A 23145-nucleotide genomic window follows, 5' to 3' on the forward strand; every position below is an offset into this window, starting at 1 on the left:
ATTTTAATCTCAAACCCATCCCGGAGGTGGAACAGGTCACTGCCTGACCTGTCCCGCCGGGACGGTTCTCTTAAAAACACCATATAGATTTTTTGTACGCCGCCGCCCGCCATCGAGCAGAGTTTTACACCTAATTGGGGATAAAACAGTTGATGGCTGGCGGCGGTGTCGCCCTCATCGGCATCACTCTTGTACCTCTGCTCTCCGGCCTGTTCGGTTGATCGTCCGGCGGTGATCGCTTATGGGCGGCATACTCGACAAACTCGATGAATGGCTCCGAGGGCTGCTCATCGAGGGAATCACGGGAAACCTGTCGGGCATGTTCGATACGGTCAATACCAAAGTAGGCGAGATCGCCGGTGAAGTAGGACAGACGCCGCTGGCATGGAACAGCGGCGTCTTTTCTATGATCCGAAACCTCTCTGAAACGGTGATCGTTCCAATCGCCGGGGTTATCCTGACATTCGTAATGTGTTATGAGCTGATCCAGCTTGTGACAGAGAAAAACAATCTGCACGATGTAGACACCTGGATGTTCTTCAAGTGGATTTTCAAAACATTCTGTGCCGTTCTCATTGTGACGAACACATGGAATATCGTCATGGGTATCTTCGATGTAGGGCAAAGCGTTGTGAACAGCAGCGCAGGCGTCATCATCTGGAATACCTCCATTGATATCAGCAGCGTTATCACGGATATGGAGGCGCAGCTTGAAGCCCTGGGCACGGGAGAATTGTTCGGGCTGTGGTTCCAGTCTCTTTTCGTGGGACTTACCATGAACGCCCTTTCCATCTGTATCATGCTTGTCATCTACGGCCGCATGATCGAGGTGTATTTGACAACTTCCGTTGGACCAATTCCGCTTGCCACTATGACGAACCGGGATTGGAGCCATACAGGACAGAACTACTTGAAATCCCTGTTTGCATTGGCGTTCCAGGCATTTCTAATCATGGTGTGCGTGGGAATCTACTCTGTTTTGGTACAGAGTATCGCCACGGACGGAAATATCTCAGGCGCGATATGGGCCTGCATGGGCTACACGGTCCTGCTGTGCTTCGCCCTGTTCAAGACCGGCAGCCTCTCTAAGAGCCTGTTCGGAGCGCATTAAGGAGGCTTGATAAATTGGCGTATGTAACCATTCCAAAGGATTTGACGAAAGTAAAATCCAAAGTGCTGTTTGGGCTTACCAAACGGCAGCTTATATGTTTCGGATCGGCGGCACTCATCGGAGTACCGCTTTTCTTTTTGCTCAGACGCACGGCCAGCAACAGCGCCGCCGCGTTCTGCATGATTATCGTCATGCTCCCGTTCTTTCTGCTCGCCATGTATGAGCGGCACGGCCAACCCCTGGAGGTGGTGGCCGGACAGGTCATCCGCTGTATGTTCCTGCGGACGAAGGATCGGCCTTATCAGACAAACAATTTCTACGCAGCCTTGGAGCGGCAGGCCCAGGCGGAAAAGGAGGTGAAAGCCATTGTTCAGAAAGCGAAAGCCAGAGCCGCAGGCACGGCAGGCGGCAAAAGCCGCGGTAAAACTGACCGCCGCAGAAAAGCGTGAGATCAGCCGTATCCTGGAAACCGCCAGAGGCGACGGCAAGGTGCATTCCGCACAGGACACCTTACCGTTCCGCCAGATGTACCCGGACGGCCTGTGCAAGCTGGACGATCACACCTGGGCGAAGTGTATCGAGTTCGAGGATGTGAATTATCAGCTTGCAAAGCCTGACGACCAGACGGCGATCTTTGAAGCCCTCTGCGATATGTATAACGCCCATGACGCTTCTATCGGGATGCAGCTATCTCTTGTGAGCCGCCGCATGAACCGGGAGGATTTTGTAAAGCGTATCGAGATCGCGGCACAGGGAGATCACTTCGACCATATCCGTGAGCTTTACACGCAAATGCTCCGCAAGCAGCTTGAACGTGGCAACAACGGTCTTATCAAAACGAAGTATCTGACCCTCACCATCGAGGCACGGGACAGCAAAACCGCACGGGCACGGTTTTCCAGGATCGTCATGGACGCCCTTAACCATTTCAAGGTCATGGGTGCTCTGGCGAAGGAACTTGGCGGCAAGGAGTGGCTGGAAATGCTCCACGGCATCCTGCACCCGGACGGGGAACGGTTTGCCTTTGAATGGAGCTGGCTTGCCCCTTCCGGCCTGTCGGTCCAGGATTTTGTCGCACCTTCTTCTTTCCGCTTCGGTGAAGCACGGAAGTTCACGATGGCGGATAAATTCTGTGCCGTGTCCTTTCTGCAGATCAGCGCACCGGAAATGGATGACCGTATGCTCACCGAACTGCTGGATACAGACAGCGGGCTGCTTGTCAGCCTCCATATCCGCAGCATGGATCAGAACGAGGCGATCAAGACGGTCAAGCGGAAGATCACTGACATTGACAGTATGAAGATCGACGCACAGAAAAAGGCGGTGCGGGAAGGTTTCGATATGGATATCATCCCCACCGACCTTGCCACCTACGCAGGCGAGGCAAAGAACATCCTCCGTGATCTGCAAAGCCGGAATGAGCGAATGTTTTTGATGACCTTTCTGGTGGTGAATTTTGCAGACAGCAAGCAAAAGCTGGAGAATGACCTTCTCCGTGCGGCAAGCGTGGCGCAGAAATATAACTGCTCCCTGGTGCGGCTGGACTTTCAGCAGGAGGACGGTTTCGTATCGGCTCTGCCCCTGGGTGTCAACCGCATTAAGATACAGCGCGGGCTTACCACTTCGGCGGTGGCGGTGTTCGTTCCCTTCACCACACAGGAAATTTTCCACGGCGGCGAAGCTCTCTACTACGGGCTCAATGCTACTTCCGGCAACATGATCCTTGCCGACCGTAAAAAGCTGAAAACGCCCAATGGCATGATCTTAGGTACGCCCGGCAGCGGCAAGAGCTTTTCCGCAAAGCGCTCCATCGTGGGTGTGTTCCTGAACACAAAGGACGATATCCTGATTTGCGACCCAGAGGCGGAGTATTTTCCGCTGGTGAACCGTTTGGAAGGTCAGGTCATCAAAATCTCTCCAACCAGCACGCAGTATGTGAACCCTATGGATATCAACCTCAATTACAGCGAGGATGATAACCCGCTGGCGTTGAAATCTGACTTTATCTTGTCGTTCTGCGAACTGGCGGCAGGCGGACGGAACGGTCTGGAGCCGGTGGAAAAGACGGTCATTGACCGTGCTGTGCGGATCGTGTACCGCCCCTATATCGCAGACCCCCGCCCGGAGAATATGCCGCTGCTGGAAGATTTGTATAACGAGATCAAGCGGCAGCCGGAGCCGGAGGCACAGCGGATCGCGGCAGCGCTGGAACTGTATGTGCATGGCAGCCTGAATGTTTTTAACCACCGTACCAACGTGGATATCAACAACCGCATTGTCTGCTTCGATATCAAGGAGCTGGGAAAGCAGCTCAAAAGCCTGGGTATGCTGGTGATCCAGGACCAGGTATGGAACCGTGTTTCCCAGAACCGGGATCAGGGTAAATCCACCTGGTATTTCGTGGACGAGTTCCACCTTCTGCTGCGCGGCGAGGTTGGTTCCTGGAGCGTAGAGATTTGGAAACGCTTTCGCAAATGGGGCGGTATCCCCACTGGAATTACGCAGAACATCAAGGACCTGCTTTCCTCCCCGGAGATCGAGAACATCTTTGAAAACAGCGATTTTGTGTACCTTCTGAACCAGGCCAGCGGAGACAGAAAAATCCTCTGCGAGCGCTTGAATATCTCCAACCAGCAGGCGGCGCATATCAGCAACGCAGGCCCCGGCGAGGGGCTGATCTTCTTCGGCAATGTGATCCTGCCTTTTGTGGATGACTTCCCGAAGGACAACGAACTTTACAGCATTATGACGACAAAACTTGGTGAAACCGGGAAAGGAGAAAACGAACATGAATGATCCCCGCTATTTGCATACGGAAGAAAAACAGGATGGCGAAACCTTCTTTGATGTGATGAACCGGCTGATTGCCAGAAGCAAGGCAGTTACGGCGGATATGGAGGCGGTCCTTGCGGAGCTGGAAAGTGAGATCGAACCGTTCCGTGCGCCGAAGAACCATGAATAAACTGACCCATGTGAGCCTGTTTTCCGGCATTGGCGGTCTGGACCTGGCGGCGGAGGCTGCCGGGTTTGAAACCGTCTGCCAGTGTGAGTGGGCGGATTTTCCGCACTCCGTCCTCTCCGCACGATGGCCGGATGTTCCCAGGTTCCGGGATATTACTACTTTTACGAAGGAGGCGTTTTTTGAAAAAACAGGACTTGAAACAGTTACCGTTATCTCAGGCGGCTTTCCCTGTCAGCCCTTCTCCACCGCCGGAAAACGGAAGGGCTTTGCGGATGAACGCTACCTGTGGCCGGAAATGTGCCGCGTTATTACCGAGCTGCGGCCCCGTTGGGTGCTTGGGGAAAATGTTGCTGGCTTCATCAATATGGGGCTCGACAAAACGATCTTTGACCTGGCAAAAGCGGGATACGCTGTTCTCCCATTCGTATTTCCGGCTTGCGGTGTCGGCGCATGGCATGAGCGCCAGCGAACTTTTATCGTCGCGGCTGATGTTTCCCACACCCCTTGCCTCCGACAACAACACCGCCAGGGACGCGGCAAGCCTGGATGTGTTCCTGTCGGACAATGGGATATTCCGCAAGAGGAACCGAAACGGGGCGATCTGGAGCCTCAGCCTGTCGGCGGCGGTATTCTATCTGACCCCGGTGGCGTCGGACGGTTTCCGCTCGACCTTGAAGCCATCGGCCTTCGATCCGGCGAAGAAGGACGGGAACCTGTCGGCACAGATCATCTCCCAGGAACAGCCAGTGTCCGAAACGGCGGCGTTGAACCCGGATTGGGTGGAATGGCTCATGGGCTTCCCGAAAGGATGGACGGACGTATCCTCTGGGCCGCCGAACCGGAAGGAATCCCCCGCATGACCGAGCGCATGGATGACCGGGCGCTGCGGCTGAAAACATTAGGAAATGCGGTCTGCCCGCCCCAGGCCTATCCCATTTTTCGCTATATCGCCATGATCGAGAATGGCACCTGCGGCGACTTCTGCCCCTATGGAAAGGAAGGTGACTGCCTATGAGGGAACTGAAAGCAACCGATAAGATCACGCAGAAAATGACCCGTGACGGTGCGGTATCGGAAAACCTTGCCACGGGAGAGGTGGAACATATCAGCAGCCGGGAACCGGAAACGGAGCTGTCCGCTTCTTCGGAAGAATCCGCTGATGCTGCGGCTGACCTCGCCCTGCGTGCGGCGGAACACCATGAGAAGAAAAGCGCACGAAAGGCGGAAAAGGCTGACACCCAGGCGGTGCGGGATGGTTCTGCCGCAAGGCAGCGCCCGTCCTCCCGCCTGCAATTTACCGAGGAAGAACGTGCCGATCCCGTACTTGGAAAGTACATCGACCGTTCCGACCGTGCGGCGGACAGGCTGGACGCGGCAAAAGCCGCTATCCCCACAAAGAAAGTTCTCCGTACCGAGCGTGTTTTTGACGAGACAGCCGGAAAAGGCAAAACGCAGCTTCACTTTGAAGAAGTGGAGAAACGCCCCAATGGACGCCTGCGGCACAATCCGCTTTCCCGGCCGGTCCATGAGATCGTCCACGCTGCCCATGCGAAGGTGCATGAGGTAGAGCAGGAAAATGTGGGTGTTGAGGCTGGACACAAGGGCGAGGTGCTGACGGAGCGTGGGCTTGCCTACGGAAAAGGCAAAGTCCGTGCCGCCGTCCACCATCACCGCACAAAGCCCTGGCGTGATGCGGCGAAGGCAGAGCAGGCTTCTTTTAAGGCAAACGCCGACTACCTTTACCAAAAGGCACTGCATGATGATCCTGCATTGGCGGCTTCTAACCCGGTATCCCGCTTTCTGCAGAAACAGCGGATCAAGCGGAACTATGCAAAGGAGCTGCGACAGGCAGAGAAAACCGCAAAGAACACAGCGGCCACGGCGAAAAGTGCGGCGCAGAAAGCAAAGGACGCCTTCAAGGAAACATTCCTCTACATCAAACACCATAGCCGGGCGGTGCTGTTGGTGATCGGCATTGGCGCCTGTGTTGCTCTGCTGTTTGGCGGGGTATCTTCCTGTTCCATGATGGCAGGCTCCGGCGTGGGCGGTGTATTTACTTCTTCTTATCTCTCCGAGGATGCGGATATGCTGGCTGCGGAGGCGGCCTACTGCGAGTTGGAGCAGGAACTCCAATATGAGCTGGACCACTATGAGGCTCTGCACCCCGGATATGACGAATACCGTTTTGATCTGGATGAGATCGAGCATGACCCTTATGTGCTGATCTCCATTCTCACGGCGTTCCATGAAGGGGTGTTCACCATCGACGAGGTTCAGACGGAGCTGCAAATGCTCTTTGAAAAGCAGTACATTCTGACGCAGACCGTGGAAGTGGAGGTGCGCTATCGGACTGAGACACGGACAGACAGCGAAGGAAACGACTATGACGTGGAAGTACCGTACAACTACTATATTTGCAATGTGAAGCTGGAAAACTTCGACCTTTCCCATGTGCCGGTCTACATCATGGACGAGGAAATGCTTTCCCTGTATGCGGTCTATATGGCAACGCTGGGAAACCGGGAAGATTTGTTTCCTGGCTCCGGCTATGTAGATAAGTACACCAAACCGCCCACCACCTATGATATCCCGCCTTCCGCACTGGAAGATGAAACCTTTGCGGCGCTCATTACCGAGGCGGAGAAGTACATCGGCTATCCCTATGTATGGGGCGGCAGCAATCCGAACACTTCTTTTGATTGCTCCGGCTTCGTATCCTGGGTGCTGACGCAAAGCGGCGTCTGCAACACGGGCAGGCTGGGAGCCCAGGGGCTTTACAATATTTCCACTCCGGTATCCTCTGCCAACGCAAGACCCGGCGACCTGATCTTTTTCGTCGGCACTTACGATACACCGGGCGTTTCCCATGTAGGGATCTATGTGGGCGGTGGAAAAATGCTGCACTGCGGCGATCCCATCCAGTATGCGGATATCAACACAAGCTACTGGCAATCCCACTTTTACGCTTTCGGGCGACCGCCCTACAACTAAAAAACGATATGGAGGTAATTTGATTTATGGCAACGACACAGAAGATCCGCAATGATATTGCGAAAACCAAAGAAAAGATCGCGGAACAGCAGAAACGCCTTCGTGCGCTGGAGGCGCAGCTTGCTGAGGAAGAAAATCTGGAAATTGTCCGCATGGTGAAAGCCGTGAAAATGGACAACAAGGAGCTGACCGCCTTCCTGAAGGCCTATGCCAGCGGTATGATCTCCCTGCCGGAAGGTATGCTGCAGGAGGCCAGCACTGAGCATGAGGAAACGGAGGGATATGAGGATGAAGCATAACTTTATGACAAAAATGGTATCGGCTCTTTTGGCGGTGGTGCTCAGCACTGCCGCTTTTTCTGTCACCGCCTTTGCCAGCGGCGGCGAGGAAACCACGGAGCCCGTGGCTGAACAGGAAACGGCTGGGGATGTTTCTGATCTGCTTTCCGCTCTGGCAGGCAGCCAGGTCACGGTATCCGTCACCGAGAACGGTATCCAGTTCAGTTCCGGTGAAAATGACTCCGGGCAGACCGGTACTGTCACCACGGGCGGCGGCAATTTGAATGTCCGCACGGGCGCGGGAATGGATTATACCGCCTTCACCCAGCTTCCAAACGGAACGACCGTGAAGGTGATCGGCACGGACGGAGACTGGCTGAAGGTCATCCTGCCGGAGAAAGTCGGCTATGTCTATTCCGGCTACATGACGGTAAGTGACGGCGAGGCTGGTTCTGGGGAAGGTTCTTTCTCTCTGGATGCGGAAACGCTGGAAAATCTGCTGGGTATGCTGGGCGGTGGTTTGAATGGCGGTGCCGCCTTGACACCGGATGGGAACCTGTCGCTGATCGACGATATTGGCAGCCCGACAGCCAGTGGCAAACAGTTTATCACAGTAGAAACGAAGGACGGCAATGTGTTCTATCTCATTATCGACCGTGACGACGAGGGCGAGGAAACCGTGCATTTTCTGAACCAGGTGGATGAAGCCGATCTCATGGCGCTCACGGAGGATGGAGAAAAGGCGGAAACACCTATTGTCTGCACCTGTACGGAGAAGTGCCAGGCCGGAGCGGTCAATACCGCTTGCCCGGTCTGCGTAAAAAACCTTAGTGAATGTATTGGCACAGAACAGAAAGCTGCGGAGCCCACCGAACCGGAGAATCCGGAACCCGAAAAGAAAAGCAATACCGGGGCGATCCTGACGGTGCTGCTGATCCTTGCAGCCGGAGGTGGTGCGGCGGTCTATTTCCTGGTGCTGAAACCGAAGCAGGGCAAGAAAGTTCCCGCTGATCTGGATGATTTCGACCTGGAGGATGAAGAAGAATATCTAACCGAGGACGAGGAAACGGAGGAAAAGAATGAGTAAACTGATTATTGCGGAAAAACCGAGCGTGGCAAAATCCATCGCGTCGGCCCTGGGTGCTTCATCCAGGGCCGATGGCTTTTATGAAGGCAACGGCCTTCTCATATCCTGGTGCGTGGGACACCTGGTATCTCCGATGGATGCTGGCGGCTATGACGAGCGTTTCAAGAAATGGCGCTATGACGATCTTCCCATTCTGCCGGAGCCGTTCCGCTATGTGCTGGCGCCGGGCAAGGAGGACACTTTTGAAAATCTCCGCGCCCTGATGGACCGCCCCGACGTGGATACCGTTGTCAATGCCTGTGACGCCGGGCGCGAAGGGAAGCTGATTTTCCGACTGGTGTATGAAATGGCTGGATGCCGCAAGCCGGTCCTCCGTCTTTGGATTTCCTCGATGGAGGACAACGCCATCCGGGAGGGCTTTTCTGATCTGCGCCCTGGCGCCGATTATGAAGCATTGTATCAATCAGCCCTGTGCCGCCAGAAAGCGGATTGGCTGGTGGGGATCAATGCCACGCGCCTTTTCTCCGTCCTCTATCACCGCACCCTGAATGTAGGCCGTGTGCAAACCCCCACGCTGGCAATGCTGGCGGAGCGTGACGCAAAGATCACGCTGTTTCACAAGGAAAAATATCATTTGCTGCGCCTGACGCTGGATGGAGCCGAGGCAGTGTCGGAGAAATTCACCGATTCGGCAGCGGCGGAACAGGCAGCGGCTATGTGCAAGGGTGCGGCCGTCACCTGTACCTCTGTCACGAAAGAGCAGAAAAAAGAACAGCCTCCGAAGCTCTATGACCTTACCACCTTGCAGCGTGAGGCAAACCGCCTGTTCGGATACACGGCAAAGCAGACCTTAGATTACGCACAGAGCCTCTACGAAAAGAAACTGCTGACCTATCCCCGCACGGACAGCCGGTATCTGACCTCAGATATGGCGGAAACAGCCTCCTGCGTCATCCATCTGGCGGCGAACATGCCGCCCTTTGACGGGATCAGCAATTTCTTCCCGCTGGTGGAGACCATGATCTCCGACAAGGATGTATCCGACCACCACGCCATTATCCCCACGATGGAGATTGAAAAAGCGGATATCAAGGCTCTGCCCTTGGGCGAGCGCAATTTGTTCCTCCTGGTCTGCTGCAAGCTGCTGTGTGCATCGGCGGAGCCGTATGTGTATGAGGCAGTCACGGCAATTTTCGACTGCGGTGGCCATTCCTTCACTGCAAAGGGTAAGCACATCCTCTCCGAAGGCTGGCGGGAGATCGACCGCATTTTCCGCGCCTCCCTGAAAGAAAAGCCTGCGGACGGGGACGGCGGTGCGCTGCCGGACTTCATCGAAGGACAAGTTTTTGACGGCGCGGAGGTTTCCGTTACCGAGCATTTCACACAGCCGCCGAAGCCTTATACCGAAGATACCCTCCTGTCCGCTATGGAGAACGCAGGCAAGGATGATATTCCCGATGAGGCGGAGCGAAAAGGTCTTGGCACGCCTGCGACCAGGGCGGCAATCATCGAGAAGCTGGTGGCAGCCGGATTTGTGGAACGCAAGGGCAAGAGCCTGATCCCCACAAAAGCCGGTATCAACCTTGTCACGGTCCTGCCGGAGCCGCTGAGCTCTCCCATGCTGACAGCGGAATGGGAACAGAAATTGACGGAGATCGCAAAGGGCGGCGCTGACCCGGATACCTTCATGGATGGTATCCGCACGATGGTTCAAGAGATCGTGTCCACCTATTCCTGCATTTCCGAGGATGGCAAAAAGCTGTTTGCCCCGGAGAAGGAAGTAATCGGTACCTGCCCTCGCTGCGGCCAGCCGGTTTATGAGGGCAAGAAGAACTTTGCGTGTTCGGATCGGTCCTGCGGTTTCGTTCTCTGGAAAAATGACCGCTTCTGGACGAGCCGTAAGAAGGAGCTGACAAAGAAGATGGCAACGGACCTTCTGAAAAAGGGACGTACCAATGTCAAGGGAATGTGGTCTGAAAAGAAACAGGCTGCTTATGACGCTGCGGTGATTCTGGACGATACGGGTGGCAAGTACATCAATTTCAAGCTGGAATTTCCAAAAAGAAAGGGTGGTGCTGATGGCAGAAAATAAGACTTTGGAACATTTACCCGAAGTGAGGGCGGCGGTGGCTGCCCTCTCCCCGGAGGACCGGGAGCTACTAATGGCGGTGCAGGCATCGCCCTTCAAGCTGACAGCACCGGAGCAGTTCAAGGAGTTTGCGGACAACATCGACTATTTCGTATTTGAGCCCAATATCCACGATCTGAACGATCTGGGCTGGCGGTATCTGGCACAGCACATGGATATGCTGCTGCCACCGGAACTTCTGAAGGCAATCGACCCTGTTCCTTTTGGCAAGTATGCCATGCAGGAGGAACAGGGGCATTTTACGGAACACGGATATATTTCTCTCTCCGGCGACGAGTGGAACCATGAACACCCTGCGGAGCCGGAGAAAAAGCCCTCCATCCGAGAACGGCTGGAACAGGGCAAGAAGGAATGTGCGGAGAAAAACAAGGCGCAGCCCCATAAAGAAAAATCTGCGCCGGAACTGTAAGGAGGTGCTGATATGCCATATTACGATCACGACAAGGATTATCCCTTTGCCGCCTTTATCACCAATCTTGGGAAGTACAATGAGGGCGAGCTTGTGGGCGAGTGGGTGAAGTTTCCCACCACCGCCGAGGAATTGAAGGAAGTGTTTAAGCGTATCGGGATCGGCCAGAAGGATGACTTCGGCCAGCCCTATGAGGAATGGTTCATCACGGACTATGACTGCTATGTGGACGGTCTTTACAGTAAGCTGGGTGAATATGAGAATCTGGACGAGCTGAATTATCTGGCCTCCAAGCTGGATGAAATGGATCAGAGCGACTATGCGAAGTTCCAGGCCGCTATGGAGATCGGTGACTATACCAGCAGCCTGCAGGAGATCATTAACCTCACCGAGAATCTGGATTGTTATGAGATTTACCCCAATATCGAGGATTATGACGATCTGGGGCGTTATTACCTCGAAGAACTGGAGGTTTCAAAAGTTCCCGCCCACCTGCAGAACTATATCGACTATGAAGCCTATGGCCGGGATGTGGCGTTGGAGGAAAACGGCACTTTCACCGATCAGGGCTATGTGTGGGATACCAGAGAAACCTTCCATGAGTATTATGACGGCGAGCGTGGCAGCATCCCCGACGAGTACCGGGTGATGACCTTCCAGGATGATCTTCCCGAAGAAGAAAAATCCGAGTGGGCTATGGATATCGCCTTTGACATGGACGAGTTTTTCCGTCAGAACGATCCGCAGTATGCGGCGGAGCACCCGGAGGCACACGCCGCAAAGGAAGAACTTTACGAAAGCCTGATGGCAGGGCGTATTTCCGCTTTGGATGAAAAGCTGGCGGCGCTGGGTCAAACGCAGGAGGACTATCTCCCTTCGGAGGTCGAAAAATTCAAGGATGCCACGGGCTATGAGGAATTTCTTGATTTTGATCCGGCGGAGGTCAAAGCCGCTTTGGATGCCCCGGAGAAGTCCCATGCGGATGAAATGTTGGCCGCTGCGGAGAAGGTTGCCTCGGAAAAGATGACTGTGCTTGTAGTGGAGCCTATGAAGGAACCCTATGTGAAGGAGATCGACCCCGATCTTCATTCCCTGCAGGCGGAGGTCGGCGGAGACATTGGCGCAACTTATCCCTATTCTGACCCGGTGGCGCTGGTTTGCAATGATGAAGGAAAGCTCATCGGGCTTGATCTGAACCGTGGGCTGCGGGATGAAAATGGAGAAATTTATGATATCGTAGCAGGGACTTTCCTGGTGGTTGGACTTGGTGAGGAAGATTTTGCGTCCCTGTCCCCGGAACTGATTCAGAAATACACGGAACAGTTCAAAACGCCGGAACGATTTATGCAGATCAATGGCAATATCGTCGTTCTCCCTGTCCCGGCAGAGAAACAAGACCTCGCTTTTCTTCCAGACCGTTTTGAAACTGGCGAACGTGTGCAGACACCGAGGGGCAGCTTTCAGGTGACGGCTATGAGCCGGGAGCAGATGGAGGCAGCCGGTTACGGTGTCCACCATATTTCCGATGATAGAAAGTACCTTATCATGGGAAACGGCACACGGGCCTTTGCCGTGGCAGCGGAGCAGCCGGAAAAGGACAATCCTCTCCGCACGGCAGAAATGACGCTGGAGGATGACTACGGCATGATCGACGGCGTTATCAACAACGGCAGACGCGGCGAGGAACTGGAGAAGGCGCAGGAACACGCGGAGCAGACGAAGCCGGAGAAGCCTTCCATCCGTGAGCGGTTAGAGGACGCCAAACGGGAATGTGCCGAGCATAAGCCCCCGGAGGGCAAAAAGCCCGGCCGTGATGTGCCGGAGCATGACTGCCTATGAGCCGAAGCAAGAAGTGGCGGCTGGAATGGGCGTTCTTCCTGGGCGAGAACGGAAGACGGCAGTATAACCATATCTGCAAAAAATGTGTTCACAGCTGCAAGCAGAGTTTCCGGGCGTGTCTGATCGCTTGTCCGCATTACAGTTCCAAACGGTCTAAAATCTGTGAAGATAGGGGTAGAAAAACCGCAGAATAATTTCCTGTATCCGTATTTTCAAAGGGAGCCTTTATGATTTCTCATGTGTCGGTCTGCTTGCTGGCACATGAAAAAAATGCTTGATTTCAAACACTTTCTGTCACGCAAAACGGGAGTACAGCTTTTCGCTTCATCCGATCGGCTGTACTCCCGCTTTTTTTATTTATTTTCGTCATTATCAGGCTTTTCCGTTTCCGCTACACTTTCTATCATGTCAACGACTACGGCATTAAGCTGTGCGGCGTTCTGCGATGTGATGACTGGACGCCCGGTATCCTTTTCGATATCCTGTCGAACCTGACCGGCATAGCTGCCGCCGCGACGGGCGATCTTCTGACTCTCAGAAAAGCCTTCCGGCTGGTGCGCCTTTGACAACTCTGTGGTTGTCGCCTCCGCCAACATATTCAGCACAATTTCCATCGTACTCATATTATCACGGAGGTTTTCTTTTTTCAGACCTTTCAGCTTCTTATATTGCCGAGTAGTCATGCCGGACCATGCTTTGGTGATCTCATCGGTGAGAATGGCATACTCTTTGCCCTGCTGCACACCGCGCTCCTGCCATTCAGCGGTAAGCTCGTTACGGACACGGATGGAAAGGAGCCGCTGATGAATCCAGTCTGTATCATATCCCTTTTTCTGATAGGTCTCTAATGCACGGTCGATTGCCTGTTCCGGGTCAATCGTTTCTTCGATGCGTTCACGGCCGACCTGCGCAAGCCAGAGTTTGAACGGTTCAGCCTTAGGTGATGGGATGGACTGAATAATGCGTAAAAGCTGTTCAGCCGTTGCCGCCAGCACTTTACGCTTTTTGCCTGTTGCGCCCATCATTGCTACCTGGGGACAATTTGTCCCCAGGTAGCTTGCAAGCTGTTCATCACGCTTACGCATTTTTTTGAGATAGTCTGTTGGATTAGAACTATCTGTCAGGACAGCGATAACATCTACAACAGAGAAATACCATTCTTCCTGTTCTTCGTCCCATGCGGTGCGTATTTTTCTATCTTCAAAAAGCTGGATGGAATTATTTTCGTCCATGAGCCTCAACCTCCTTAGAGTATGTATTTTAATTTTAACATGAAAGGGTTTCTATTTCTATAAGAGAAGCAAATTTCGCCGTAGTAGGCGTTGTGGGAATGTGCGTAAACTGCCAGAATTGCGAGGCTGTGGGAAAGTTGTTTGCAGACCTGTGGAAAAGGCTTGTCTTTTTCCATCAGGTTGTGAATGGCTTTTCCATCGGCACGAGCGGCAGTTTTCCATATTTCCATGACGCAAGAAAATCATCCAACGATCAGCCGGTACACCGTCAGCGGCACATACCACACTGCCACGATCAGCCGCCATACCAGAACGAAACCACCGATTACGCCGCCGATAATGAAGTTCAACGCGAACAGGGCGATCCCTCCACCCAGGGAGCCGCCGCCCGGCACGATCCAGAGGCACATCCGATGGAGTCCAAACGGCAACCCGCAGAGTATCCAGAGCCATACATAGTCAACCTCTCCGTTCTTCACGCAGGCGGATTTGAAGATACAATACAGGATCAGTGCCATGGTCACGGGCAATACGCTTTTGAAGAAAAATGCTTTGATTGCTTCGCTTCTTGTCATCGGTAAAATCTCCTTCCGCAGTTCCATTATACAGGATGCCAGGAGCTGCGCCCAGCGTCTTTCAGAGAAAATTATTCCAGTTCATGCCGTCGCTGTTGTTCCTGTTCCTTTGGAACAGCCAGCAGCGCGTCCACATTCTGCTTGACGGTATCGTATTCCTGGGCTTCGGTTCTTGCGGCTTTGTATTCAGCAAGGAGCCGTTCCTTTTCTGCGTTGAGCTTAGCAAGCTCCGTTTTCATGCTTTCAGTTATCGGCAGCGGCACAGCCCCCAGCCGTTTCAATTCTCTGGCGGCCGCTTCAAAAAGGATGATTTCGCTCTCATGCCCCCGCAGAAACTTTTCCTTATCGCCGGATTTACGGTAACGGTCGTAGATCGGTTTCAACTGGCGATAGGTGATAGCGTGCTTCATCACAAGGGAAAGCTCTGCGGCACGGTCTTCTATCCGCTTGATCTCCGTATGAGCGGTATCCCTGCGCACAGACACGGCGGTCAATTTGCGTTCCAATTCCTCATAGCTGCCGATGCCATGCTCCGTCAAGAAGTTCATCGTTTTGGCAGCCTGTTTCAGATTGTCCAGCTTCGCCCAATGGGTGAAGCCTGCGCTCTGTTGCGCCTTGATGTTGTTCTGGATATCAATGAGCAGGCTGATCTTTCCGTCACGCTGCTTCGGCTGCTTCGATGGTCTGGAGCGTCCGGCGATCCGGGCGGCAAGGGCTTCTTCGGTATAATCTACGCCAAGGGTTTTCAGACGGGTGAACCGTTCCTGATCCGGTGCTTTGGCGGAGATATACTTGCCGCGCTTGATCTCATAACCTTCCCTCTGCAGGCGGCGAAGCAGTTCTTCCAGGTTGGAACAGGCTGGCAGGAGCCGGTCGATGGCCGCTTTCAGCTTTGCCTTATAGCTGGTGCCGTTCTGCGCAGCCTGATGTTCAATATAGCTCTTGCCCTTGTCCTGTCCGGGGATGATGACAGACAGACCGTGTTCCTTGCAAAGCCGGTCGGAGGTGCGGCGGACATAGTGATAACTCCGCTTGTTGGAATGATAGTGCTTGTGATCCGCAAAGCTGACCGCATTGAAAATCAGGTGGTTATGAACATGATCTTTGTCTATATGGGTAGTAAGTACAAATTCATACTTGCCGCCCAGGATTTCTTTTGCAAGCTCCATGCCGATCTCATGGGCCTGTTCCGGCGTAACCTCCCCAGGCTGAAAGGCTTGAATCAGGTGACGGCCCAGGTTCGTTCCCTTGTCGATGGCATGGCGGCGGGTCCAGGAAAATTCGATATCCGCAGTTTCGGCGGCACAGCCATAGGAAGAAACAAGCAGCTTTCCGTCCGTCTTTTCCGGGTTACAGATATAGTCAATGGCGGCTTTCAGCGTTGACTTGATAGGATGTGTCTTTGTAACTGCCATATCTCATCCAGCCTTTCCCGTATCTCGTCCATGTCGGCCTGATACGCAGGACCTCCGGCGTTGATCCGCTTGGCAATCTGGTTGATATTCCGACCAATGGCGGAAAGCTCTTTGGTAAATGCCTTGATATCTGCGGTGTCCGTATAGATGATATATCCGTCAATCGCCATCTTGCGGAGGTAAGCGCCATATCTGCGTGTGGGTAACTGGCTCATTTTTTCGTCTATGAGCCGTTTTTCGTCCTCCGTGACATAGAATTTTATTTGAATATTTCGCTTTCGGTTTGCCATGCGCCGCCTCCGTTCCTCATAAGGGTTTGGGACTATCCCAACAAGCATTTTGAATTTTCGGGCAAGGGACCTGAAAATCTCAAAATTCGCAAGCGGGTACTCGCTTGCTGTGCTTGCTACATTACTGTTTCTCCGCTAACAAGACGTTCCCAAACTTCAAAACTACCCGCAAAATAGACCTCTGGACAGAAAAAAGTGCAAAAAAAGAGGGCGCTTGCGCGTCCTCATAAAAAAGAAAACAGAGGATGTTTTTATTCACCCTCCATTTCTTCTGGCTGTTTAATTTTCAAGGCCCCGTCAATGGTACCCTCCACGATTGGTAGATACTGCTCCGGGCAAAGTTTTAGCTTGTGGCTGACCCGTTTCCGATCTTCGCTTTCCTCCCGCATGACTTCTGGATTGAAGTAGTGTTCCACGGGCAGGCCGCAAATCTTGATAAGCTGTATCACGACGGGCAGGCTGGGAATCGTCCCTTCATTCTCGATATTGGCAAGATACCGGGATTCGATGTTTACCTTTTCCGCCAAGTCTTTTCGTGTGAGATGCTTTGCTTTCCGCGCTGCCTTAATGTCTGCACCGAAAGTTTCAAAACCAGGGCAATCTTCGATTTTTGCCATATTGCATCACCCACTTACATTCTATATTTCATAGGTTGCTCACGGAATGCTGCTATATGCGTCCGAATTAAACTTTATAATTCACATTTTCCGCCTTGTATTGTAAAGTGGGCTATCCTATAATGAGGAAGAAAACCTTTTTTGAAAAATCTGTCCGCCGTAACATTTTGCGGACATTTGCCTGTTATACTATCTGCAAAAAGCAAAGGATGTGAGGATATGAAGCAGATTTTAATTGTCGAGGACGACAGTTTTTTGAATAAGATGTTGGCTTATAACCTGACCGCAGATGGCTATGGCGTGACTTCTGCCCTAAACGCCAGAACCGCAGCCGATGCCATCCGCCAACGGGAGTTTGATTTAGTTCTGCTGGACGTCAACCTGCCGGACGGCAACGGTTTTGAACTGTGCAGGCTAATAAAGCCCCAGCACCCGGACACTATTGTAATTTTCCTGACCGCCAACGATCAGGAGAGCGACCAGATACGGGGCTATGAGGTGGGCGCGGTGGACTACATCACAAAGCCCTTTGTGATCGGAGCCTTGCAGCGGAAAATCAAAGCCATGTTCGCCATGCTGGAACACCACAAACCGGCCAAGGACATTTACGACGACGGGCGGCTGTTTCTGGACTTCTCGGAGCAGACGGCTTCCCTAAACGGCAAGCCCCTGACCCTATCCCCGATGGAGTACAAAATGCTGAACCTGTTCCGCAAAAATCCCCGGCAAGTGCTGACCCGTGGGCAGCTTTTGGAAAAGCTGTGGGATATAGACGAGAGGTTTGTGGACGAACACACCCTGACAACCTCCATCAGCCGGATTCGTAGCAAGATTGAATCCGACGGCGGCGCACCCTACATCAAGACCGTTTACGGCATGGGCTATCAATGGACGGGAGGCGAGGCAAAATGAAGTTTCAAAACCTATCGGTAAAGCGGCTGTTTGGCCGGGTGGCAATCGGACTTGTCCTCTCCATGTCCGGGATCAGCATAGCCCTGTTTTTTGTGACGAAACAGACGGCGGTTCTGCTGACGGGCGGGGCGTTGCTGCTGTGCGCCCTTGTGGGGATTTTTGTACTGACGCAGGCGTTTGGAAAGCGGCTGTCGCAGTTTACCGCTGACCTGTGCCAGACCTTAGACCACATGATCGCCGGAAATGAAGTGCCCCAGCGCCGGTCGGACAGCGAAACCCAGCTTGCCAGAATCGGACACCGGCTGGCAAGGCTTTACCAGATCATGCAGGAGAACCGCCGCCGGGTGGACGAGGAACGGCAGGAGTTACAGACCCTTGTATCGGATATTTCCCATCAGGTGAAAACGCCGGTAAGCAATCTGAAAATGGCGACGGACACGCTGCTGGAAAAGCCTATGACGGAGGCGGAGCGTACCGACTTTATCCGTGGAATCCGCAGCCAAACGGATAAGCTGGACTTTCTCTTTCAGGCCCTTGTGAAAACCTCCCGGCTGGAAACGGGCGTGATCCAGTTGGATAAGAAACCGGGCCGCCTCTTTGATACCGTGGCGCAGGCCATGAGCGGAATTGTGTATGCAGCAGAGAAAAAAGAAATCGCCGTGGCTGTGGACTGCCCGGAGGATTTGACCTTTTCCCATGACAGCAAGTGGACATCCGAAGCCCTCTTTAACCTGCTGGACAATGCGGTGAAGTACACCCCGGTAGGCGGGAGAATCACGGTATCGGTGGTGCTGTGGGAAATGTATGCGGAGATCAAAGTAGCCGATACCGGCAAGGGCATTTCCGAAAGCAATCAGGCCGCCATCTTCCGGCGCTTCTATCGGGAGGAAGAAGTACACGATGAGCCAGGCGTGGGCATTGGTCTGTATCTGGCCCGCGAGATCGTAACGCGGCAGGGCGGCTATATCAAAGTGGTTTCGGAGCCGGGGAAAGGTTCAAAATTTTCTATCATGCTTCCTGTAAAATAGAACGCGGTGGACGGCCATTTCCGGCTGCCCGCCGTAAATTTTTTTGAAATGTCCGAGCGTTGTAACATTTCACCCCGATTTTCAATGAAATTTTTTGGCCGCTGTAACATTTCGCGGACATTTGGGTTTCACAATACCCTTATCAACAAACAGAAAGCCTTGAAAGGAGTTTTGAATATGAACATTTTACAGACTATCGACCTGAAAAAGTATTACGGCACAGAGCCGAACATCACCCGCGCCCTTGATGGCGTGAACTTCTCCGTGGAGGACGGCAAGTTTGTGGCCGTTGTGGGAACCTCTGGAAGTGGCAAGTCCACCCTGCTTAACATGATGGGCGGGCTGGATACCCCCACCAGCGGAACTGTGATCGTCCGGGGCGAAGAACTGGCAAAGAAGAACGACGAACAGCTTACGATCTTCCGCCGCCGCAACATCGGTTTTATCTTCCAAAATTATAACCTTGTTCCTATTCTGAATGTATATGAGAACATTGTTCTGCCGGTCGCTCTGGATGGAGACATGGTAGACAAAAAGTTTCTATACGAGATCGTTCACCTGCTGGGGCTGGAAGATAAACTGAAAAATATGCCGAACAATCTTTCCGGCGGACAGCAGCAGCGTGTGGCGATTGCACGCGCCCTGATTACCAAACCGGCTATCGTGCTGGCCGACGAGCCGACCGGTAACCTTGACAGCAAGACCAGCGCCGAGGTGTTGGGGCTTATCAAGCGTACCAGTGCGGAGTTCAGGCAAACTGTTGTGATGATTACCCACAACAACGACATTGCCCGTCTTGCAGATCGGATTGTCCGCATTGAGGACGGCAGGATCGTGGAGTAAGGAGGTGGCAAGTTATGACATGGCCTTTTGAAAATGATACCAGTTTTATCGAGAAAAAGATTGCGAGCAGGAGTTTTCTCCGCGACAGAATGCGTAACCTCTTCGTTGTGACGGCGATTATCCTAACAACTGTTCTATTTACAGGGCTGTTTACACTTGGAGCAGGCATTACAGCGAGTACACAGCGGGCAAATTATATTTTGTCCGGCGGAGATGGACATGCCAGAATTATTGATATGAATGATTCCGAGTATGCTACGATTAGCAGTCATTCTTTGATACGGGAAATAGCATACTGCCGTAAGCTGGCCGATAGCGTGGATAACGGACAACTCTCAAAGAGAGAAACACTTTTCTGGTATTATGACGATGTTGGCATGAAGTACCAGTTTATTGAGCCAACCGTCGGACATAAACCCGTAGCAGAAAATGAAGTCATTGCAGATACCACAACATTGGAACTGCTTGGCGTGCCGGAAAAAGTCGGAGCAGAACTATCTCTGGAGTTGACGATCCACGGTCAAAAAGTAACGCGAAATTTTATTCTCTCTGGTTGGTGGAACAGTTATCCCGGCGTACAATATGGGACGATTGTTACCTCCCGCGCCTATATGGATGCACATGAGGATGAGTTGGTGAATACTTTCTCGCAGGATCATAACGATACTGGCACAATCACCGGCATTATAAAGTTTGAAAACACAAAAAATGTGGAGAGAGATTTAGCAACGGTAATCGCAGACAGCGGTTATTCTTCCGATACGGAAGCCCCAAACTATATCAATGCAGGTGTGAACCCTCTGTATTTGTCGTCAGAAAAGTCAACCGGAACCGGTACAATTCTCGCATTGATCTGTTTCTTGGCAGCATTTTTGCTTACAGGATACCTCATTATTTATAATATTTTTCAAATTTCTGTCCTGCGCGATCTGCATTTTTACGGACTGCTGAAAACCATCGGGACGACAGATCGACAGATCCGTTCTATCCTAAGTAGGCAGGCTTGGATACTTTCTTTGATCGGTATTTCGATTGGATTGGGAGGGGGGTTCTTTATCGGTAAAGCACTCTTACCCCTGCTGATTGAGCAAACGAGTTTTTCCGCAGCTTATGCAACTGTATCCCCTAATCCACTTATCTTTGTAGCCGCGGCACTATTTGCATTGCTTACAGTAAAGATCAGTATCCGAAAACCTGTGAAAATGGCAGCGAAAGTTTCTCCTGTTGAGGCGCTCAGATATACAGATTCCGATACCATTAAGAATGGTAAGAAAAAGAAAAGCATTCATTCTGGCAATTTGCAGAAAAGAATGGCATGGGAAAATCTGGGGCGAAATAAAAAGCGGACAATTCTGGTAATCCTCAGCCTTTCTTTGAGTATCGTTCTTACCAATACCGTTTTTAATTTTTCTAATAGCGTTGACCCGGAAAATGCAATTCAAAATATGCTTAATTTTGATTTTTGCATTGGTCAAAGCAGTCTGTTGGATTATTATCAGGTAGATGAAGCAAGCGCATTGAGTCAGAGCTTTATGCAAGCAGTTAAGCAGCAGGATGGATTTGACTATGGTGGTTGCGAATATGGATGCAAGGCGAGCTATACAAGTGAAACAACGAAGCAGGCATATAATCAACAGGAGGATGGTTCTTTTTCTACATACCTTTACGGCCTTGATTCGGTTCTGCTTTCGCGGGTGCAAGTGGTAGATGGGGAACTGGACATGGAAAAAATTGCATCGGGCAATTATGTTTTAGAGGGTGCCTATGTTAGTACCAGAGGTGAGCTGGATGAAAGCAGTCTCAATCATTCCGTTGGAGATCAAGTCCAAGTATCCTGCAATGGAATCGTGCGAGATTTCACAGTACTGGCTCATGTTGTAGCAAATGAAGCAAACACCTATGATTGGGTAGGTTCTTGCTTCTATCTTCCAAGCGAAATTTATGAAGATTTTACCGGCAACCATTATGTCATGAGTTACAGTTTTGATGTTTTACAAGGCAAAGCCCCCGAAATTGATGCTTTTTTGAATGAGTACACAAGCAGTGTGGAACCCACTATGACTTACAAATCCAAGAGTACAATCATGGCTGGTGTAACGGATATTCAAAATATAGTCGTGTCTATCGGTGGTACAATGGCATTTATTATTGGTCTTATCGGTGTGCTTAACTTTGCTAACACAATGTTGACCAGCATTTTCACTCGGCGCAGAGAATTTGCTACGCTCCAAAGCGTAGGGATGACGGGAAGGCAATTGCTGAAGATGCTTCGCCGGGAAGGCTGCGCCTATGTACTTTTGGCAACCGCTGTTGCCGTCCCGCTATCCTTGGTTGGGGATTTTCAAATTATTCGGCCAATCTGTAAGCAGATTTGGTTTCTGAATTTCAAACTGGAATTCTGGCCTATGCTGTTAATGCCTATACTGCTCCTTTTGTTCGGTTTGGCAATTCCATATATTGCATACCGATTGATAAGTCGTCAAAGTATCACAGAGCGGTTAAAGGCAGGTGAATAATCCAATGCGGCAGAAAGCCAGAAAAAACCGCCGCCATGGGAAACGGATAGTTCTTACCCTACTTGTCCTTATCCTCACGATTAGCGCAGTCCTAGCTGTGGCAAATCAGACTGTTTTACAGGATTTTTTACACTTTAATGCAAGCGTTGCCAGCATGGAGCATGGCTGGAACCTGATCCTTGTTAATGGGGAGTATAAGATACCGAAAGACTGGAAGGTAGAGCTTACGGAGCTATCAAACGGTCAGAGCGTGGATTCACGCATTTATCCGGATTTACAGCAGATGTTTGACGATATGCGTACCCAAGGAGTATATCCAGTCGTTGCCTCTGGTTATCGTACCGCAAAAAAGCAGCAAGAATTGATGGACGAGAAAGTGAACAGCTTTCTCGCACAGGGCTATTCAAAATCAGAGGCAAAATCAGAAGCAAAGAAATGGGTTGCCGGGGTCGGTTATAGTGAACATCAAACGGGTTTGGCTGTTGACATCAATGCAGACGGTGCGAATTCTTCTGGACAGCAGGTATATGCGTGGTTGGCTGATAACGCATGGAAATATGGTTTTATTTTGCGATACCCGGAGGATAAAACAGAAATTACCAAGACGGATTATGAACCGTGGCATTACCGATATGTTGGGAAAGAAGCGGCCAAGGAAATTTATGAAAGTGGCCTTTGCCTGGAAGAATATATCGGTATGATGAACTGAGTAACGATGGCGGGGAAAGCGTGATACGCCCCGCTATCATTTTTGAAAAATAGATTGAAATGTCCGAGCTTTGTAACAATTCAGCCTGATTTTCTGTCGAACGCAAAGTTACCTCGGACATTTGTGTAACATTTGAATTGTATTATAATTCTCAGAAAGACGAATAGTTTGTTATTAAACTG

At 51.8% G+C, this 23145-nt stretch carries 22 protein-coding genes and 1 pseudogene; 18 read left to right on the forward strand and 5 right to left on the reverse strand.

Annotation, left to right across the window (positions count from 1 at the left end):
- Positions 1-137: 137 nt before the first annotated feature.
- From HED67_RS01755 to HED67_RS01815, 13 genes and pseudogenes are all read left to right on the forward strand, one after another.
- A pseudogene (locus HED67_RS01755) lies at positions 138-221 on the forward strand (Maff2 family mobile element protein); the annotation flags it as partial.
- Between the two features lie 20 nt (positions 222-241).
- Positions 242-1111, forward strand: a complete 870-nt coding sequence (locus HED67_RS01760) for a VirB6/TrbL-like conjugal transfer protein, CD1112 family (protein ID WP_221717342.1) — start codon at positions 242-244, stop codon at positions 1109-1111.
- 14 nt (positions 1112-1125) lie between these two features.
- On the forward strand, positions 1126-1560 hold the full coding sequence (locus tag HED67_RS01765; protein ID WP_221717343.1) for a PrgI family protein: 435 nt from the start codon (positions 1126-1128) through the stop codon (positions 1558-1560).
- On the forward strand, positions 1478-3907 hold the full coding sequence (locus HED67_RS01770; RefSeq protein ID WP_221717344.1) for a VirB4-like conjugal transfer ATPase, CD1110 family: 2430 nt from the start codon (positions 1478-1480) through the stop codon (positions 3905-3907). Before HED67_RS01765 ends, HED67_RS01770 begins: the two co-directional genes overlap by 83 nt.
- Positions 3900-4073 (forward strand): hypothetical protein, encoded by a 174-nt coding sequence (locus HED67_RS01775; protein WP_221717345.1) that lies wholly within the window; start codon positions 3900-3902, stop codon positions 4071-4073. The genes HED67_RS01770 and HED67_RS01775 overlap by 8 nt, the downstream gene beginning before the upstream one ends.
- The gene (locus HED67_RS01780; protein ID WP_221717346.1) at positions 4066-5088 is read left to right on the forward strand and encodes a DNA cytosine methyltransferase; all 1023 of its coding nucleotides are present in this window, start codon (positions 4066-4068) and stop codon (positions 5086-5088) included. The genes HED67_RS01775 and HED67_RS01780 overlap by 8 nt, the downstream gene beginning before the upstream one ends.
- Positions 5085-7064 (forward strand): C40 family peptidase, encoded by a 1980-nt coding sequence (locus HED67_RS01785; protein ID WP_221717347.1) that lies wholly within the window; start codon positions 5085-5087, stop codon positions 7062-7064. The genes HED67_RS01780 and HED67_RS01785 overlap by 4 nt, the downstream gene beginning before the upstream one ends.
- A gap of 26 nt (positions 7065-7090) precedes the next feature.
- Entirely contained in the window at positions 7091-7363 is a 273-nt protein-coding gene (locus HED67_RS01790) for a DUF4315 family protein (protein WP_119221491.1), read from the forward strand.
- The gene (locus HED67_RS01795; protein WP_246612072.1) at positions 7353-8429 is read left to right on the forward strand and encodes a CD1107 family mobile element protein; all 1077 of its coding nucleotides are present in this window, start codon (positions 7353-7355) and stop codon (positions 8427-8429) included. Before HED67_RS01790 ends, HED67_RS01795 begins: the two co-directional genes overlap by 11 nt.
- Positions 8422-10521 carry a type IA DNA topoisomerase gene (locus tag HED67_RS01800; RefSeq protein ID WP_221717349.1) on the forward strand — a complete coding sequence of 700 codons (2100 nt, stop codon included), beginning with the start codon at positions 8422-8424 and terminating at the stop codon, positions 10519-10521. The genes HED67_RS01795 and HED67_RS01800 overlap by 8 nt, the downstream gene beginning before the upstream one ends.
- A gap of 4 nt (positions 10522-10525) precedes the next feature.
- A complete protein-coding gene (locus HED67_RS01805) occupies positions 10526-10987 on the forward strand; it encodes a hypothetical protein (RefSeq protein ID WP_246612073.1) in 462 nt (153 codons plus the stop codon).
- Positions 10988-10999: 12 nt separating this feature from the next.
- On the forward strand, positions 11000-12826 hold the full coding sequence (locus tag HED67_RS01810; protein WP_221717350.1) for an antirestriction protein ArdA: 1827 nt from the start codon (positions 11000-11002) through the stop codon (positions 12824-12826).
- Positions 12823-13020, forward strand: coding sequence for a hypothetical protein (locus HED67_RS01815; protein ID WP_221717351.1), 198 nt, complete (start codon positions 12823-12825; stop codon positions 13018-13020). Before HED67_RS01810 ends, HED67_RS01815 begins: the two co-directional genes overlap by 4 nt.
- Before the next feature lie 159 nt (positions 13021-13179).
- On the opposite strand, the gene HED67_RS01820 is transcribed toward HED67_RS01815, so the two are convergent.
- From HED67_RS01820 to HED67_RS01840, 5 genes are all read right to left on the reverse strand, one after another.
- Positions 13180-14058 carry a BRO-N domain-containing protein gene (locus HED67_RS01820; protein ID WP_176924325.1) on the reverse strand — a complete coding sequence of 293 codons (879 nt, stop codon included), beginning with the start codon at positions 14056-14058 and terminating at the stop codon, positions 13180-13182.
- A 242-nt stretch (positions 14059-14300) separates the two neighbouring features.
- Positions 14301-14633, reverse strand: coding sequence for a DUF6050 family protein (locus HED67_RS01825; protein WP_221717352.1), 333 nt, complete (start codon positions 14631-14633; stop codon positions 14301-14303).
- A gap of 71 nt (positions 14634-14704) precedes the next feature.
- Entirely contained in the window at positions 14705-16048 is a 1344-nt protein-coding gene (locus tag HED67_RS01830) for a relaxase/mobilization nuclease domain-containing protein (protein ID WP_221717353.1), read from the reverse strand.
- The gene (locus HED67_RS01835; protein ID WP_021632164.1) at positions 16009-16338 is read right to left on the reverse strand and encodes a MobC family plasmid mobilization relaxosome protein; all 330 of its coding nucleotides are present in this window, start codon (positions 16336-16338) and stop codon (positions 16009-16011) included. The genes HED67_RS01830 and HED67_RS01835 overlap by 40 nt, the downstream gene beginning before the upstream one ends.
- Positions 16339-16589: 251 nt before the next feature.
- Positions 16590-16955 (reverse strand): helix-turn-helix transcriptional regulator, encoded by a 366-nt coding sequence (locus HED67_RS01840; protein WP_221717354.1) that lies wholly within the window; start codon positions 16953-16955, stop codon positions 16590-16592.
- A 219-nt stretch (positions 16956-17174) separates the two neighbouring features.
- Between HED67_RS01840 and HED67_RS01845 the strand changes: the two genes are divergently transcribed.
- The 5 genes from HED67_RS01845 to HED67_RS01865 all read left to right on the forward strand — a co-directional run bounded on the left by HED67_RS01845 (position 17175) and on the right by HED67_RS01865 (position 22963).
- Positions 17175-17867, forward strand: coding sequence for a response regulator transcription factor (locus HED67_RS01845; RefSeq protein ID WP_221717355.1), 693 nt, complete (start codon positions 17175-17177; stop codon positions 17865-17867).
- Positions 17864-18895, forward strand: a complete 1032-nt coding sequence (locus HED67_RS01850) for a sensor histidine kinase (RefSeq protein ID WP_221717356.1) — start codon at positions 17864-17866, stop codon at positions 18893-18895. Before HED67_RS01845 ends, HED67_RS01850 begins: the two co-directional genes overlap by 4 nt.
- Positions 18896-19072: 177 nt before the next feature.
- Entirely contained in the window at positions 19073-19738 is a 666-nt protein-coding gene (locus HED67_RS01855; RefSeq protein WP_221717357.1) for an ABC transporter ATP-binding protein, read from the forward strand.
- A 14-nt stretch (positions 19739-19752) separates the two neighbouring features.
- Positions 19753-22254, forward strand: coding sequence for an ABC transporter permease (locus HED67_RS01860; RefSeq protein WP_221717358.1), 2502 nt, complete (start codon positions 19753-19755; stop codon positions 22252-22254).
- Between the two features lie 4 nt (positions 22255-22258).
- Complete coding sequence (locus tag HED67_RS01865) at positions 22259-22963, forward strand: M15 family metallopeptidase (RefSeq protein ID WP_221717359.1); 705 nt, start codon at positions 22259-22261, stop codon at positions 22961-22963.
- The last annotated feature ends 182 nt before the right edge of the window (positions 22964-23145 follow it).

The sequence above is a fragment of the Pseudocoprococcus catus genome, from assembly GCF_019734885.1.
GTDB lineage: Bacteria > Bacillota > Clostridia > Lachnospirales > Lachnospiraceae > Coprococcus_A > Coprococcus_A catus.

Coding starts and splice junctions, on each gene's coding strand:
- HED67_RS01760 (WP_221717342.1), top strand. CDS start 242: ATGGGCGGCATACTCGACAAACTCGATGAATGGCTCCGAGGGCTGCTC.
- HED67_RS01775 (WP_221717345.1), top strand. CDS start 3,900: ATGAATGATCCCCGCTATTTGCATACGGAAGAAAAACAGGATGGCGAA.
- HED67_RS01780 (WP_221717346.1), top strand. CDS start 4,066: ATGAATAAACTGACCCATGTGAGCCTGTTTTCCGGCATTGGCGGTCTG.
- HED67_RS01785 (WP_221717347.1), top strand. CDS start 5,085: ATGAGGGAACTGAAAGCAACCGATAAGATCACGCAGAAAATGACCCGT.
- HED67_RS01790 (WP_119221491.1), top strand. CDS start 7,091: ATGGCAACGACACAGAAGATCCGCAATGATATTGCGAAAACCAAAGAA.
- HED67_RS01795 (WP_246612072.1), top strand. CDS start 7,353: ATGAAGCATAACTTTATGACAAAAATGGTATCGGCTCTTTTGGCGGTG.
- HED67_RS01800 (WP_221717349.1), top strand. CDS start 8,422: ATGAGTAAACTGATTATTGCGGAAAAACCGAGCGTGGCAAAATCCATC.
- HED67_RS01810 (WP_221717350.1), top strand. CDS start 11,000: ATGCCATATTACGATCACGACAAGGATTATCCCTTTGCCGCCTTTATC.
- HED67_RS01815 (WP_221717351.1), top strand. CDS start 12,823: ATGAGCCGAAGCAAGAAGTGGCGGCTGGAATGGGCGTTCTTCCTGGGC.
- HED67_RS01820 (WP_176924325.1), bottom strand. CDS start 14,058: ATGGACGAAAATAATTCCATCCAGCTTTTTGAAGATAGAAAAATACGC.
- HED67_RS01825 (WP_221717352.1), bottom strand. CDS start 14,633: ATGACAAGAAGCGAAGCAATCAAAGCATTTTTCTTCAAAAGCGTATTG.
- HED67_RS01830 (WP_221717353.1), bottom strand. CDS start 16,048: ATGGCAGTTACAAAGACACATCCTATCAAGTCAACGCTGAAAGCCGCC.
- HED67_RS01835 (WP_021632164.1), bottom strand. CDS start 16,338: ATGGCAAACCGAAAGCGAAATATTCAAATAAAATTCTATGTCACGGAG.
- HED67_RS01840 (WP_221717354.1), bottom strand. CDS start 16,955: ATGGCAAAAATCGAAGATTGCCCTGGTTTTGAAACTTTCGGTGCAGAC.
- HED67_RS01845 (WP_221717355.1), top strand. CDS start 17,175: ATGAAGCAGATTTTAATTGTCGAGGACGACAGTTTTTTGAATAAGATG.
- HED67_RS01850 (WP_221717356.1), top strand. CDS start 17,864: ATGAAGTTTCAAAACCTATCGGTAAAGCGGCTGTTTGGCCGGGTGGCA.
- HED67_RS01855 (WP_221717357.1), top strand. CDS start 19,073: ATGAACATTTTACAGACTATCGACCTGAAAAAGTATTACGGCACAGAG.
- HED67_RS01860 (WP_221717358.1), top strand. CDS start 19,753: ATGACATGGCCTTTTGAAAATGATACCAGTTTTATCGAGAAAAAGATT.
- HED67_RS01865 (WP_221717359.1), top strand. CDS start 22,259: ATGCGGCAGAAAGCCAGAAAAAACCGCCGCCATGGGAAACGGATAGTT.